Below are 13,529 nucleotides of genomic sequence, written 5' to 3' on the forward strand. Positions count from 1 at the left end.
CGCTACGGGATCGGCTAAAACAGGGAGACGCGGAAACCCGGGTTAAGGAAGGATTCTCGCGGTGCATAGTCGAGGGTCTTACCCTGCCAGTCATGCACATGCGCACCTGCGGCAATTGCCACTGCGTGTCCGGCACCGGTATCCCAGATGTTGGTCGGCCCAAAGCGTGGATAGAGCTGGGCTTTGCCTTCTGCCACCAGGCAGAATTTCAATGAGGAGCCGATGGCCGTTGTCTGGTGCTCGCCCAGCTGCTGCAGATACTCCTGCAGTTCTGCATCTTTGTCGAAATGTGAACGGCTCACCACCACCAACGGCGGACGCGCATCGCGGACATGAATTTGGGTTTTGTGTCCGCCCTCTTCTTTCCAGGCTTTGCCTTCAGCAGCAGAATAAAGCACGCCAATAGCCGGTGCGTAAACTACACCCAGCACCGGCTTTCCTTTTTCAATCAGCGCGATATTCACCGTGAACTCACCGTTGCGCTTGATAAACTCTTTGGTGCCATCGAGCGGATCGACCAGCCAGTAGCGCTGCCATTGCTGACGGATTTCCCAGGCTGGAGGATCTTCTTCGGACAGCACCGGGACTTCGGGCGTCAGGGCCTGTAGCCCACTCAGAATCACCTGATGTGCAGCGAGGTCGGCTGCCGTAACCGGCGAATCATCTGCCTTACGTTCGATGTCCATCGGCTGCGCGCCATCATAGACCTGCATAATCGCATCACCTGCGGCACGCGCCAGCTGGCAAATTTGCTCTAACATTCTTCACCTCTTTTCTGCTGAATCTGCTTGCTCGCTGCAAACAGCAAACCTGTAACTATTTTAGCAGGCGACCTGTTTATTCCGAGGTTCACGCCAGTCGCGGGAGCAATCTATTTTAATATCAATATCATAGTTCATTGTCTGCCACCACGTCTGAAACGCCAGAATTATCGACCTGCACTCAGACTTTTTCAGAAAATCACCGTCTCCGACCATCAGGAGCAGCCACAAAAGTTAAAAATGGGTTAAATCGTCTTCATTCTTCCCCGGATTATGATCTGGAATTGCAACAATCAGCAGGGAAAAGGCCGTGTTGATGAGATGAAGGAAACAGTGAAGGGTTATACGCTGAAAATGCGTACAAAAAGTGCTGAAATAATCATCACCTTGCTGGCGGGTGAATTTACAGCAGAAAGAAGAAATGAAGGGCGGCAGCCGCCGCCCTGACTGCGTCTTACAGAATTTCCAGCAGCTCGACTTCGAAGATCAGCGTGCTGAATGGTGGGATCGATGCGCCAGCACCGCGCTCACCGTAGGCAATGTTGTGTGGGATCACCAGTTCCCATTTGGAGCCGACCGGCATCAGGGTCAGGGCTTCAATCCAGCCAGCGATGACGCCGCTAACCGGGAATTCTGCCGGTTCACCACGTGCCACAGAGCTATCAAACACGGTGCCATCGATCAGTTTACCGGTGTAGTGTACACGTACACGGTCCTGACGAGATGGGATAGCCCCATCACCCTGTTTGATGACGCTGAATTGCAGGCCTGATTCGGTGCTGCTCACGCCTTCACGCTGTGCGTTCTGATCGAGGAATTTCTGGCCTTCCGCCGCCATTGCCTGGACGCGCTCACGGCGCACGCCTTCCGCACGCTCGTGTACTTCACGCAGCGCACGATGTACCACATCAACCGGAACTGCCGGTGAATTCCCTTCCAGCGCGTCGCGCAGGCCCGCGAGCAGCGCTTCCGGCTGCAGACCCTGCAGTCCGGACTCCAGCAGCTGCTGGCCTACCTGTAAACCAATACCGTAACTTGCTTGTGCTTCGACGCTGTCGAATGAAGGGGTCGTCATCTTGATTCCTTAATCCCGGAGAAAAAAATAGAAACGGCAGCATAACAGCGCTGGCCGCTGGCGTAAAATCTCGCGCATCGCAGATGACATTTATCAGGGAAAGAGAAACAATATACGGGTCAAAATTTTCAATGCTGGCAGGCACTTCGCGCCAGCATTGCCCATACTACATTTAAGGGAAGGATAAACCTTTCCACCGTCGAGATAAGAGAGAATACATGGGCCAGATCGCCCCACGACGTCGCAGGACGCGCACCCCGCGTACTTTACCCTGGTTGCGGAACTTGCTGCCGCAAGGCAAACGCCCGGTTACCAGTGAGGAGGAACCACGAATGGCTTCTGCTACCCCTTCCCGCCTGCCCGGCAGCCTGAGCCGTATCTGGCATTTGCTGGATAATGTCCGCTGGATGGACCCACTACCTGCCTTGCACCGTCGCGGTATCGTGATTGCACTGGTGATTATCCTGCTGGCGTTTCTGTGGCCGTCCAGTACCCCTCAGTATCCGGTGGAGCGCCCGGTCAGCGATAACGCGGCTAAAGAGGTGCCGATGCAGGCGGATATTTATGACAACAACAACGCGCAAAACAACACGCCAAAAGCCGATTCACAGGGTGAATGGCGCAGTTATACCGTGGCCTCAGGCCAGACGCTGGCACAGCTGTTCCGTGATAACAATTTGCCGGTGAGTGATGTGTTTGCCATGGCGCGGGTGGAAGGTAACGATCAGCCGCTGAGCGCCCTGCAGACGGGTCAGCAGGTGAAGATTCGCCAGAATGCGCAGGGAGTGGTGACTGGATTAACCGTCGATAGCGGCAACGGCCCGGTACTGTTTACCCGTCAACCTGACGGCAGCTTTATCCGCGCGCAATAACAAAAAAGCCGGCACAAGGCCGGCTTTTTCGCATTACCGAGTAAAATTACTCAGCAACAACATTCACAACCAGTTTCGCGAATACTTCGCTATGAACCTGGAAGTCAACTTCGTGCTCACCGGTGGTGCGCAGAACGCCGTTCGGCAGACGAACTTCGCTCTTAGCCACTTCAACGCCAGCTGCAGTTACAGCGTCAGCGATGTCGCGAGTACCGATGGAACCGAACAGTTTACCTTCGTCGCCTGATTTAGACGCGATGGTAACGCTGCCCAGACCGTTGATTTTCTCAGCACGTGCGTTAGCAGCTGCCAGAACGTCAGCCAGTTTGGCTTCCAGTTCAGCGCGGCGCGCTTCGAAAAATTCAACGTTTTTCTTGGTAGCAGGAACAGCTTTACCCTGTGGAACCAGGAAGTTACGAGCGTAGCCCGCTTTAACGTTAACCTGATCACCCAGGCTGCCCAGGTTTGCTACTTTATCAAGCAGAATAACTTGCATTACCTTATCCTCTTAAAGTCGTTATTAGACAGCAACCGATTACTGATGACGATCAGTGTACGGCAGCAGAGACAGGTAACGCGCGCGCTTGATAGCACGAGCCAGCTGACGCTGGTATTTTGCGCGAGTACCGGTGATACGGCTCGGTACAATCTTACCGCTTTCAGTGATGTAGTTTTTCAGCGTAGCGATATCTTTGTAATCGATCTCTTGAACGCCTTCCGCGGTGAAGCGGCAGAATTTGCGACGACGGAAATAACGTGCCATTTGGCTAGTCTCCAGAATCTATCAATTCAATCTGCTCGGCATGTAACACCATTCGACTCTGACCATTGCGTGCCTGATGGCAGCTAATAAAGCCTTCGAGAATGAGTTGCGTGCCGACCGTTATATGTTGAGTAATCACCTGATGGGTGCTGCCGCTGATAATCACCGGCATCTGACACCAGGCTTGCCGGTGAAACCCGGCTTCCTCCTGCATGGAACGGTGCTCAAGCACGAACTGGCAGTGAGGAATTCCTGACGGACTGATTTTTCGAACTGGCGTCTTACACACAGTGCCAGACAGGCGCAGTCGATTAGCCGTCATAATGGATTACTCTTCAGAATCCCCAGCATCTGAGTCATCTGCCGCTTCGTTAGCGAAATCTTCACGGCGTTCACGACGCTCGTCTTTCGCTTTAACCATCGGAGATGCTTCAGTTACCGCGTGCTTAACGCGCATAACCATGCTGCGGATAACGGCGTCGTTGAAGCGGAAGTTCGTTTCCAGCTCGTCAATCACTTCCTGCGGCGCTTCTACGTTCAGCAGAACATAGTGTGCTTTGTGCAGTTTGTTGATCGGGTAAGCCAGCTGACGGCGGCCCCAGTCTTCCAGACGGTGGATCGTGCCCTGTGCACCAGTGATAGCACCAGTGTAACGCTCGATCATGCCCGGAACCTGTTCGCTCTGGTCAGGATGGACCATAAATACGATTTCGTAATGACGCATCGAAATTGCTCCTTACGGATTATTCAGCCTCCTGTCAGGGTCAGCTGCGGCCCACGGAAGCAAGGAACGTTATAGGTTGTGATTCATCTAATAAATGAAACACACCTCTGAATGCAGCTGAAAAATTGACGCGTAATCATACTGACGTTACCCGTTAAACTCAAGCGCACAATTCATCAAATTGCCTGCCGCGTGCCAGATGATGTCACCTTTTGTGCTAAGGGTGACAATTCAGGGAGTTAAGCGGCGTTTTATCAAAATGACTGAACAAGGTGTTCAACAGGGTTGGCTGGCAGCAATGTGGTGAAGAACTAAACTATTTATGGGCGCAACGGTTTAGCTTGTCGTTGGCGTCTGAGAGTGAATTCCCTGTAGTGAGGAGTCGATTATGAGAAGTATCGTCATCGCCACTTTACTGGGTCTCTTCCTGTCTACCCCCGCTTTTGCCAGCTCAACTGACTATGCGCAACAGATGAGAAGTAACAGCAGCAAAGCGGCATCAGGCTATGTCTACGTCAACCGACTGGGTGCCCCCAGTGATAACCACACCGGGGCCAACAGTAGCGCGGCTGAACGGTTGTCGTCACAGCTGTAGTCCGGTATGTCGTAACGGGCTGGCAGTGTCTTGCCAGCCCGAATTATTTTCACAGGTGATGTTTGAAAAAACTCACCAGCGCACCCAGCGCTGAAGGTGTGATTTTGTGGCCGATCTGCTTTTCCGACAGGTAAGTGACGCGCCCATCCAGCTGTGCTTCACGTAGCGCTTTTTCCAGCCGCACCGTTTCCGCGAACGGCACCACCTCATCAGCTTCCCCGTGCCACAGCAGCAGTGGACGATTGGCCAGCTTATCCAGCTGCTGGCTGGGATCGTAACCCGCTAACGGTGCCAGTCGGGCGGCAAAAGCTTCTTTCTGTTCCGGCGTGCGGGCCACCAGCGGCGGGAACAGCGTGTGGCTCAGTTGCATAAAATAGCCCGATCCCATCATACAGGCGACGCTGTGAATCTGCGGATAACGCGCCATCGCCCCGAGTGCCGTCATCCCGCCCATTGATGCGCCAGCCACGGCAAAGCGATCATCGGCAATCCAGTCATTGGCGCGCAGCGCGGCTTCCAGTAGCGGCACTTCATCGATGTTTTTTCTCAGGATTTCCCAGAAATGCGTCATCCGGGTTTCCGTATCACCGTTATAACGGGCGCCATGCATGTCTGCATCCGGCATCACCACGCGAAACCCAGCCTGAGCGAGGGCAACCGCAAAGTAGCTGTACACCTCTTTTGACGAGGTGAAGCCATGGTAAAACAGTACGGTCGGTAAACGCGCCTGCCGCTGTCCGGACGGTGCCGCGTGGATGCACTGAATCCCTGCCAGTGTTTCCGTTGCCAGTTCAATCATGTCGCCTCCGTTGAGAATGATTATCACCTGCTCACAGTGTAAACCCTGTGCCCTGAAACGCGAGTCACTTCACATTTTCGTGCGAATAATTTCCACCCTAAACCTTTTCCCTAAATTGCCGTTGATCGTGTATCCCCTCATCCATATCAACATAGGTACTTTATGAAGCGTCTCTCTCTCAGCGCCATGGGCCTCGGAATTAAGCTGTCTGTACTGACGTCTTTAAGCGTAGCCATCGTGCTGCTGACCCTCACCCTCACCCTGAGCCACAATGCCTCCCGTCAGCTGGAAAACCTGGCGACGGACGACATGCAAAATCAGGTGCAGGGCATCAGTGAAATGGCCAGCATGTTTAATACCACCTTGTCTGCCGAGGTGGCGAATTACACCCGGCTGTTTCAGAGTTTTCTCCCCAAACGCTTCAGCCGCGATGAAAGCGCCCGCGTTCAGGTGGGGGATATCAGCACACCTACCCTGCGTGCCGGTCTGAAGACCCTCAACCTTGACCAGATTGCGGTGGATGATTTTCTTGATCGTACCAGCGCAGTCTCCACCATCTTCGTGCGTGACGGTGACGATTACGTGCGCATCGCCACCTCGCTGAAGAAAGAAGACGGCCAGCGTGCGATCGGCACCAGACTGGATCGCAGCAGTGCGGCCTGGCGCAGCGTGAATCAGGGCGAAGCTTACCGCGGCCTGGCCACCCTGTTTGGTCATCGTTATATCACGCAGTATCAGCCGGTCATGGATGAGAGCGGCGCAGTTATTGGCATTCTGTTTGTCGGGGTGCAAATCGACCAACAGTACGCGCTGATGCGCGACAAAGTGCTGGCACGCCATCTCGGCGACAGTGGGCATTTCTTTGTGCTAAACGGTGCGCCCGGCACCACCCAGGGGCAATTCTTGTTTGCCAGCCAGCGCGAAGGTAAATTGCCGCTGTGGGATAGCGCGACGCAGCAACAGCTACTGAGCCAGCCGAAAGGCCTGCTCACGATACAGATGGATGGCGAAACCCGACTGCTGGCCTGGCAACAGCTGCCGGGCTGGAACTGGATTATCGCCGGTGAAGTCAGCCGTGCCAGCCTGCTGGCCTCTATTACCCAAAGCCGTAACCTGTTTCTCGCCATCGGTCTGGCGCTGGTCATCCTCTTTGCCTGTGGTTTTATCTGGTACAGCCGCCGAGCCATTACTCGTCCGTTGCATCAGGTGATTCATCTGGCCGAAGAGTATGCAGCGGGTAATTTGCAGGCGCACCTCGACTCCACGCGTCATGATGAAATCGGCCAACTGGTGGTGGCGATCAACGGTATTGGTGATGGTCTGGCGCAGATCGTCGGCCAGGTACGCCAGACAGCGCAACAAATCAGCCAGGGCACCGACAGCATCGCCGCCAGCAGCCAGAACATCAGCGCGCAAATTGGCCGCCAGGCCAGCAGCGTCGAGCAAACCTCGGCCAGCATGGAGCAATTTGGTGCCACCGTGGCGCAAACCGCCGCTAACGTGCGTCAGGCACTGGCGCGGGTGAGTGAGGCAGACCAAACCGTGGCCCGGAGTGGCGAGACCGTATCGCGTTCGGTCAGCACCATGGCGGAAATTCGCGTCGCCTCGCAGAGCATTGCCGACATCACCCATGTGATTGAATCCATTGCTTTCCAGACCAATATCCTGGCGCTGAACGCGGCGGTCGAAGCGGCGCGGGCGGGCGAGCACGGTAAAGGTTTTGCGGTGGTGGCCGCGGAAGTCCGTGCTCTGGCGCAGCGCAGTGCCCAGGCGGCAAAAGAGATCGACGGGTTGATCGCCAGCTCAATCAGCAAAGTCGCGCAAGGGCATAATCTGTCTGAGCAGACACGCGATGCCATGAACCACATTGTCGAACATATCGCGCAGGTCAAAACCCTGATGGGCGAAATCAATATCGCCGCGCAGGAACAGGCATCGGGCATTGGTCAGGTGAACCTGGCAATGAACCACATCAGCCAGGCCACCCATCAGAGCAGTGATTTAGTCACGGAATCTGAGGCTGCGGCCCAGGGCCTGAGTCAGCAGGGACATCATCTGGCCGAACTGGTGAGTATTTTTCATCTTAAGTCCTGATGCAGCAGGGGAAGATGGCATACACTTGAGCCATCTTCCCCGAACCGGAGTTGCCATGCGTGTTTCGTTATTTCTCGCGCTGAGCCTGCTGTTAAGCGGCTGCTCGGCACTCACACCGACGCCCCAGGCCCCGCCACCACCCACGGCACATGCCCAGGAAATTAACCGGGCGCAGAGCTACGGCTTACGCAAACTCGGCACCATCAGCGTCCAGGTGCGGGGTTCACCGGATGATGCAGAGCGCGCTATCGCCGCGCGGGCTAATCAGCTGGGTGCCACCTATTACCAGGTTTTATTGATTGATGAAACGGTGATGCCGGGTTTCTGGTACTCCACTGCGGTGCTTTATGCTGCCTCAACCGGCAGTGGCGCGCAGCAGTAGCCGTGAGCTGAGATCATGGCTTAATAGCGGCTTGCCGCGCGTATCAAGGAACTGCTGACACCAGCCATCGGCCAGCGGCGGTTCCGCCACTTTCAGCAGGATTGCCGCCGTTGCCAGCTGCAACAGATCATGAGTCACCGCACGCGCCTGCGCTTCCTGTACGTTACCGAGACGCAGGCGCAGCTGCCGCCAGCGGCGGTCAAAATGACGATTGCACCCTTTCACCGCTTCCAGCTCGTCATTCAGCATCGCCAGCGTATCCGATTGCCGGTTCAGCACCCGCAACACATCCAGGCACATCACGTTACCGGAGCCTTCCCAGATGCTGTTGACCGGCATCTCACGATACAGCCGTGGCAACTCGCTCTCCTCGCAATAACCCATGCCACCCAGCACCTCCATCGCTTCGGCGACAAACGGCATTCCGGCCTGGCAAATCACATATTTGGCGGCAGGGGTGAAGAGACGGGCATAGAGACGTTCATGCTCGCTGGCGGGGGTTGACCAGGCGCGCGCCAGACGCAGTAGCATCGCGGTTTGCCCCTCCAGCTGTAGCGCCTGCTGGGCCAGCACCGCGCGCATCAGCGGCTGGTCGCTGAGGTTTTTACCCATCACCTGACGCTGCTGCGCATGGTGCAGGGCAATGGAGAATGCACGCCGCATCAGACCGTGGCTGCCAAGTGCACAATCGAAACGCGTCATACTGCCCATTTTCAGGATCAGTCGCACACCTTCACCCTCTTCCCCCAGCAGCCAGCCGATTGCATCCTGAAACTCCACTTCGCAGCTGGCGTTGGAGCGATTGCCAAGCTTGTCTTTAAGGCGTTCCAGCCGGATAGCATTGCGTTCGCCATCCGGCAACAGGCGTGGCAGGAAAAAGCAGCTCAGGCCGCCCGAGGTCTGCGCCAGGATCAGATGCGCATCGCTTTGCGGCACCGAGAAAAACCATTTATGACCGACGATGCGATAAGCCTCTCCGGGTCCGCGTCCACCTAATGGCTCCGCGCGCGTGCTGTTGCTCAGCACATCAGTGCCGCCCTGCTTTTCGGTCATCCCCATGCCAATCAGTAAACCCCGTTTCTTATTACCGGGTTGATGATGCGCATCGTAGCGGTCACTCAGCAACGCATCGTGCCAGTCAAGCCAGGGTTCCGGCAGGTGATTTTGTAGCAGCGGGATGGCGGCGTGCGTCATGGTGACAGGACAAAGCGACCCCGCTTCCACCTGCGCGTGCAGGATAAAGCGGGCCGCACGAGCCACCATCGCGTTGGGCTGAACATCGGGTTGCCAGCTGAGATTGTGCAGGCGGCTGGCACATAAGCCCTGCATCAGCAGATGCCACGCGGGATGAAAACGCACCTCATCCAGCCGTTCGCCACGCGCGTCATAGCGCAACAATTCCGGTGGCTGGGCATTGGCCAGTCGTCCCAGTTCGAGAGATTCGGCGCTGCCGAGTTGCAGCCCGACGGAAGCCAGCCACTCACGATCCCAACTGGCACCTTCACGCACGACGGCTTCGCATAAAGCAAGATCGCGGGTAAACAGGTTGCTGTTACTGAGCGGCTGAGGCTGATTGAAAACGCTGTGGGTTGACCAGGTCATAACGTCCCCTTACTTGGCTAACAGCCTAAGTATGGGGGTGATATGCAGTTATGCCTGGTACAAAAACTAATTTGCGGAGGGGATCACGCCTGGCGCTGACGCACGGCTTCGAACAGGCAAATACCGGTTGCCACGGAAACGTTCAGGGAAGAGACGCTGCCCGCCATCGGGATGCTGATCAATTCATCGCAATGCTCACGCGTCAGACGGCGCATACCCTCGCCTTCCGCACCCATCACCAGCGCCAGTGAGCCCGGCAGCTTGCTCTGGTACAAAGTATGATCGGCTTCACCCGCCGTACCGACGATCCAGATGTTGTACTCCTGCAGCAAACGCATGGTGCGCGCCAGGTTAGTCACACGGATCAGCGGAACGTTTTCTGCGGCCCCACTGGCCACTTTTTTCGCCGTGGCATTCAGCTGTGCGGAACGATCTTTCGGGACGATCACCGCATGTACGCCAGCCGCATCGGCGCTGCGCAGGCAGGCTCCGAGGTTATGCGGATCGGTAACGCCATCGAGGATCAACAGGAACGGATTTTCCAGCGATTCCAGCAGATCCGGCAGATCGCCTTCCTGATAATTTTTACCCGGCTTCACGCGTGCCACGATCCCCTGATGCACACCGCCTTCCACCTGGCTATCCAGCCACTGGCGATTGGCCAGCTGAATCACAATTCCCTGAGCTTCCAGTGCGGCGATCAGCGGTTGCAGGCGACGATCATCACGGCCTTTGAGGATAAAGACTTCCTGAAAACGCTGAGGATCGCGTTCCAGCAGGGCCTGCACGGCATGGATACCAAAAATTATTTCACTCATTACTTTGCTCAAGGTTGGATGTCGGACGTAGCGGCGCAATTTATTGCGCGTTGGTTAAAAACCCGCGCGATAAATCGCGCCGCTACGGTTGGTGCCTTAGCGAAACATCATCAGGCTTCGCTGGTTTTCTTCTTCGCCGCACGCTTAGCCTTCGTGGCGGCGGCGATTTTACGGGTTTTTTCGGAGACTTTTTTGCTTTTTTTCTCAGCTTTCGCTTTAGCAGGTTTTTTCTGCTCACTGCGGAAAGCGGCGTCCGGCTCGAAATTCACATTTTTACCGGCATCGCGGCGGCGTTTCGCCGGGGCTTTTCCGCCGCGCTTCTCACGTTCACGCGCGGTTTTACCCTCACCACGCGGTACACGCTTGCTGGAAATCAGCGCAAAGTCGATTTTGCGTTCATCCATGTGCACCGCTTCAACCCGCACTTCAACGGCATCGCCCAGGCGATAGGTTCGTCCGCCGGATTCACCGATCAGACGCTGCCCGACCGGATCGAAGCGGTAGTAATCATTGTCCAGCGAGGAAACATGCACCAGACCATCGATAAACAGATCGTTCAGACGCACGAAGAAACCAAAACCGGTAACGCTGGAGATCACACCGTTAAAGACGTTACCCACCTGATCCTGCATAAAGTCGCATTTCAGCCAGTCAGCAACGTCACGCGTGGCCTCGTCGGCACGACGTTCGGTCATGGAGCAATGCTGGCCGAGTTGCAGCATCTGCTGCATATCATAGTGGTAACCGCCGGTCGCCGTGGTGTTACCTTTCTCCTCACCCTGCTCTTTCGCCAGCAGATATTTGATGGCGCGATGCAGCAGCAGGTCCGGGTAGCGGCGAATCGGTGACGTAAAGTGTGCATACGACGCCAGCGCCAGACCAAAGTGACCACGGTTTTCCGGATCGTACACCGCCTGCTTCATTGAACGCAGCAGCATGGTTTGCAGCATTTCTGCATCCGGGCGATCGGCGATCTGCGTCAGCAGTTCAGCATAATCAATCGGCTGAGGCTTGCTGCCACCCGGCAGGCTCAGACCCAGCTCGTTCAGTACGGTACGGAAGCTGGTGATGCTGTCATCACTCGGGCGATCGTGATCGCGGAACAGAGCCGGTTCTTCGTTCTTCTCAACAAAACGCGCTGACGCGATGTTGGCGAGGATCATGCACTCTTCGATCAGCTTATGGGCATCGTTACGCACCGTGCGCTCAACGCGCTCAATACGACGATCGGCATTGAAGATGAATTTAGCTTCTTCGGTTTCGAATGAAATGCCGCCACGCTGCTCACGCGACTTTTCCAGTACCTGATACATGCGGTGCAACTCTTCAAGGTGCTTAACCAGCGGCGCGTATTGTTCACGCAGCTCCGGGTTGCCTTGCAGGATGTTCCACACTTTGGTGTAGGTCAGGCGCGCGTGTGAATTCATCACCGCTTCATAATGTTTGTAGCCCGTCAGTTTACCGGTGGGCGAGATGGTCATTTCGCACACCATACACAGGCGATCAACCTGCGGATTCAGTGAGCAGAGGCCATTCGACAGCACTTCCGGCAGCATCGGTACCACCTGCGACGGGAAATAAACCGAGGTGCCGCGCTGGTGCGCTTCGTTGTCCAGAGCGGTACCCGGACGCACGTAATAGCTGACGTCGGCAATCGCCACCCATAAACGCCAGCCTCCGCCGCGTTTTTTCTCACAGTAGACCGCATCGTCAAAGTCACGCGCGTCCTCACCATCAATGGTGACTAACGGCAGCTGACGCAGATCGACACGACCTTTCTTCGCGGCTTCCGGCACTTCTTCTTTCAGTTTGGCGATCTGTTTTTCGACTTCTTCCGGCCAGACGTGGGGAATTTCATGGGTACGCAGCGCCATATCGACAGCCAGACCGGTGCCCATGTTGTCGCCCAGCACTTCCGTGACTTTGCCTAGCGCTTTGGTACGACGCGTCGGGCGCTGGGTGATCTCCACCACCACCACCGAACCCATACGCGCATCCAGCGTCTGATCCTGTGGGATGAGGATATCGAAGCTCAGACGACTGTCGTCCGGCACCACAAAACCCGTACCCGCATCGGTAAAGTAACGACCAACAATCTGGCTGTTACGCGGCTCCAGCACACGTACTACGCGCGCCTCGCGGCGGCCTTTGCGATCCGCACCACCGGGCTGTGCCAGGATCACGTCACCGTGCAGGCACAATTTCAACTGTTCGGCAGAGAGATAGAAATCATCCTTCTGCCCTTCGACGCGCAGAAAACCATAACCATCCCGATGACCAATCACTTTGCCACGCAGCAAATCCAGGCGCTCAGGCAGGGCATAGCACTGACGGCGGGTAAATATCAGCTGCCCATCACGCTCCATGGCACGCAGGCGGCGGCGCAGCGCTTCCAGCTGCTCCTCACTGCTGATATTGAGTTCCTGGGCGATGTCATCGCGGCTGGCAGGCTTTTCGCGCTTCTCTAATAGCGCCAGAATAAACTCCCGACTGGGGATCGGGTTTTCATATTTTTCAGCTTCTCTTTCCTGAAAAGGGTCTTTTGACATTACGGTTCCTCCGATGTCATTTTTGATGGATTGCCACCGGCGGTTCGGACAATAAGATTTGGTACAGTGGTTCGTTGTCTTTGATGAGATCGGCCAGCGTGTAATTATCCAGTTCATCAAGAAATAACTGGACCGCATTGTTCAACGCTTTGCGCAAGCGACAGGCTGGCGTAATGCTGCATTCACCACAGTTAACGAGCTGTAGTGGCTCCATTTTCCTGACAACGTCGCCAATGACAATTTTTTCCGGGGCCATGCCTAAACGAATTCCGCCGTTTTTACCGCGTGTTGCGGCCACAAAACCGGCCCGGCTCAGTTGGTTGATGATTTTCACCATGTGATTACGCGACACCCCATAGGTATCGGTCACTTCAGTAATGTTGGTCTGCTTACCCTCGGGCAAAGTGGCCATATATATCAAGGCGCGCAGACCGTAATCAGTAAAACTTGTAAGCTGCACATGTACCTCAGTGAATCATCGGGTGTTATTTTTAT

At 55.7% G+C, this 13,529-nt stretch carries 16 protein-coding genes; 5 read left to right on the top strand and 11 right to left on the bottom strand.

Translation table 11 applies throughout. The annotated features are described in order from the left end of the window. Positions 1-14: 14 nt before the first annotated feature. Positions 15-761 carry a 3'(2'),5'-bisphosphate nucleotidase CysQ gene (gene cysQ, locus CUN67_RS17745; protein WP_208716617.1) on the bottom strand — a complete coding sequence of 249 codons (747 nt, stop codon included), beginning with the start codon at positions 759-761 and terminating at the stop codon, positions 15-17. A 273-nt stretch (positions 762-1,034) separates the two neighbouring features. On the opposite strand from cysQ, the gene CUN67_RS17750 reads away from it, so the two are divergent. After that, positions 1,035-1,208, top strand: a complete 174-nt coding sequence (locus CUN67_RS17750) for a hypothetical protein (protein ID WP_208716618.1) — start codon at positions 1,035-1,037, stop codon at positions 1,206-1,208. Between the two features lie 7 nt (positions 1,209-1,215). Here CUN67_RS17750 and fklB read toward each other — a convergent pair whose 3' ends face one another. Continuing rightward, on the bottom strand, positions 1,216-1,836 hold the full coding sequence (fklB, locus tag CUN67_RS17755; protein WP_084877117.1) for an FKBP-type peptidyl-prolyl cis-trans isomerase: 621 nt from the start codon (positions 1,834-1,836) through the stop codon (positions 1,216-1,218). 218 nt (positions 1,837-2,054) lie between these two features. On the opposite strand from fklB, the gene CUN67_RS17760 reads away from it, so the two are divergent. Beyond that, positions 2,055-2,708, top strand: coding sequence for an OapA family protein (locus CUN67_RS17760; protein WP_208716619.1), 654 nt, complete (start codon positions 2,055-2,057; stop codon positions 2,706-2,708). 46 nt (positions 2,709-2,754) lie between these two features. Here the strand turns inward: CUN67_RS17760 and rplI are convergent, their stop codons facing one another. From rplI to rpsF, 4 genes are read right to left on the bottom strand one after another with little or no spacing between them, the layout of a single operon-like run. After that, on the bottom strand, positions 2,755-3,204 hold the full coding sequence (rplI, locus tag CUN67_RS17765; RefSeq protein ID WP_208716621.1) for a 50S ribosomal protein L9: 450 nt from the start codon (positions 3,202-3,204) through the stop codon (positions 2,755-2,757). A 39-nt stretch (positions 3,205-3,243) separates the two neighbouring features. After that, positions 3,244-3,471, bottom strand: coding sequence for a 30S ribosomal protein S18 (gene rpsR / locus CUN67_RS17770; RefSeq protein WP_000135199.1), 228 nt, complete (start codon positions 3,469-3,471; stop codon positions 3,244-3,246). A 4-nt stretch (positions 3,472-3,475) separates the two neighbouring features. After that, entirely contained in the window at positions 3,476-3,793 is a 318-nt protein-coding gene (priB, locus tag CUN67_RS17775) for a primosomal replication protein N (RefSeq protein WP_208716623.1), read from the bottom strand. 6 nt (positions 3,794-3,799) lie between these two features. Further along, entirely contained in the window at positions 3,800-4,195 is a 396-nt protein-coding gene (gene rpsF, locus CUN67_RS17780) for a 30S ribosomal protein S6 (protein WP_013510684.1), read from the bottom strand. A 388-nt stretch (positions 4,196-4,583) separates the two neighbouring features. Here rpsF and CUN67_RS17785 point away from each other — a divergent pair, with 388 nt between their 5' ends. Continuing rightward, positions 4,584-4,790: a hypothetical protein gene (locus CUN67_RS17785; protein ID WP_084877128.1), complete on the top strand. Its 207-nt coding sequence runs from the start codon at positions 4,584-4,586 to the stop codon at positions 4,788-4,790. Between the two features lie 49 nt (positions 4,791-4,839). Here the strand turns inward: CUN67_RS17785 and yjfP are convergent, their stop codons facing one another. After that, complete coding sequence (yjfP, locus tag CUN67_RS17790; RefSeq protein WP_208716625.1) at positions 4,840-5,589, bottom strand: esterase; 750 nt, start codon at positions 5,587-5,589, stop codon at positions 4,840-4,842. A gap of 162 nt (positions 5,590-5,751) precedes the next feature. Here yjfP and CUN67_RS17795 point away from each other — a divergent pair, with 162 nt between their 5' ends. Together CUN67_RS17795 and bsmA are read left to right on the top strand one after the other, a co-directional pair. Then, a complete protein-coding gene (locus tag CUN67_RS17795) occupies positions 5,752-7,683 on the top strand; it encodes a methyl-accepting chemotaxis protein (RefSeq protein ID WP_208716627.1) in 1,932 nt (643 codons plus the stop codon). A gap of 55 nt (positions 7,684-7,738) precedes the next feature. Continuing rightward, positions 7,739-8,065 carry a biofilm peroxide resistance protein BsmA gene (gene bsmA / locus CUN67_RS17800; RefSeq protein WP_208716629.1) on the top strand — a complete coding sequence of 109 codons (327 nt, stop codon included), beginning with the start codon at positions 7,739-7,741 and terminating at the stop codon, positions 8,063-8,065. Here the strand turns inward: bsmA and CUN67_RS17805 are convergent. The 4 genes from CUN67_RS17805 to nsrR form a co-directional block, all read right to left on the bottom strand. Continuing rightward, the gene (locus CUN67_RS17805; RefSeq protein WP_208716631.1) at positions 8,039-9,667 is read right to left on the bottom strand and encodes an isovaleryl-CoA dehydrogenase; all 1,629 of its coding nucleotides are present in this window, start codon (positions 9,665-9,667) and stop codon (positions 8,039-8,041) included. The genes bsmA and CUN67_RS17805 overlap by 27 nt on opposite strands. Before the next feature lie 83 nt (positions 9,668-9,750). Then, positions 9,751-10,485, bottom strand: a complete 735-nt coding sequence (gene rlmB / locus CUN67_RS17810) for a 23S rRNA (guanosine(2251)-2'-O)-methyltransferase RlmB (RefSeq protein WP_208716633.1) — start codon at positions 10,483-10,485, stop codon at positions 9,751-9,753. Positions 10,486-10,595: 110 nt separating this feature from the next. After that, positions 10,596-13,034 (bottom strand): ribonuclease R, encoded by a 2,439-nt coding sequence (gene rnr, locus CUN67_RS17815; RefSeq protein WP_208716635.1) that lies wholly within the window; start codon positions 13,032-13,034, stop codon positions 10,596-10,598. A gap of 16 nt (positions 13,035-13,050) precedes the next feature. After that, positions 13,051-13,494 (bottom strand): nitric oxide-sensing transcriptional repressor NsrR, encoded by a 444-nt coding sequence (gene nsrR / locus CUN67_RS17820; protein WP_208716637.1) that lies wholly within the window; start codon positions 13,492-13,494, stop codon positions 13,051-13,053. Positions 13,495-13,529: the final 35 nt, after the last annotated feature.

This window comes from Pantoea cypripedii, assembly GCF_011395035.1.
Taxonomy (GTDB): Bacteria; Pseudomonadota; Gammaproteobacteria; order Enterobacterales; family Enterobacteriaceae; genus Pantoea; species Pantoea cypripedii_A.

Excerpts from the sequence above, each read along its gene's own strand:
- CUN67_RS17750 (WP_208716618.1), top strand. The coding sequence starts at position 1,035 with ATGATCTGGAATTGCAACAATCAGCAGGGAAAAGGCCGTGTTGATGAG.
- cysQ (WP_208716617.1), bottom strand. The coding sequence starts at position 761 with ATGTTAGAGCAAATTTGCCAGCTGGCGCGTGCCGCAGGTGATGCGATT.
- CUN67_RS17760 (WP_208716619.1), top strand. The coding sequence starts at position 2,055 with ATGGGCCAGATCGCCCCACGACGTCGCAGGACGCGCACCCCGCGTACT.
- CUN67_RS17795 (WP_208716627.1), top strand. The coding sequence starts at position 5,752 with ATGAAGCGTCTCTCTCTCAGCGCCATGGGCCTCGGAATTAAGCTGTCT.
- CUN67_RS17785 (WP_084877128.1), top strand. The coding sequence starts at position 4,584 with ATGAGAAGTATCGTCATCGCCACTTTACTGGGTCTCTTCCTGTCTACC.
- fklB (WP_084877117.1), bottom strand. The coding sequence starts at position 1,836 with ATGACGACCCCTTCATTCGACAGCGTCGAAGCACAAGCAAGTTACGGT.
- rpsR (WP_000135199.1), bottom strand. The coding sequence starts at position 3,471 with ATGGCACGTTATTTCCGTCGTCGCAAATTCTGCCGCTTCACCGCGGAA.
- bsmA (WP_208716629.1), top strand. The coding sequence starts at position 7,739 with ATGCGTGTTTCGTTATTTCTCGCGCTGAGCCTGCTGTTAAGCGGCTGC.
- rnr (WP_208716635.1), bottom strand. The coding sequence starts at position 13,034 with ATGTCAAAAGACCCTTTTCAGGAAAGAGAAGCTGAAAAATATGAAAAC.
- priB (WP_208716623.1), bottom strand. The coding sequence starts at position 3,793 with ATGACGGCTAATCGACTGCGCCTGTCTGGCACTGTGTGTAAGACGCCA.
- rlmB (WP_208716633.1), bottom strand. The coding sequence starts at position 10,485 with ATGAGTGAAATAATTTTTGGTATCCATGCCGTGCAGGCCCTGCTGGAA.
- yjfP (WP_208716625.1), bottom strand. The coding sequence starts at position 5,589 with ATGATTGAACTGGCAACGGAAACACTGGCAGGGATTCAGTGCATCCAC.
- rplI (WP_208716621.1), bottom strand. The coding sequence starts at position 3,204 with ATGCAAGTTATTCTGCTTGATAAAGTAGCAAACCTGGGCAGCCTGGGT.
- CUN67_RS17805 (WP_208716631.1), bottom strand. The coding sequence starts at position 9,667 with ATGACCTGGTCAACCCACAGCGTTTTCAATCAGCCTCAGCCGCTCAGT.
- rpsF (WP_013510684.1), bottom strand. The coding sequence starts at position 4,195 with ATGCGTCATTACGAAATCGTATTTATGGTCCATCCTGACCAGAGCGAA.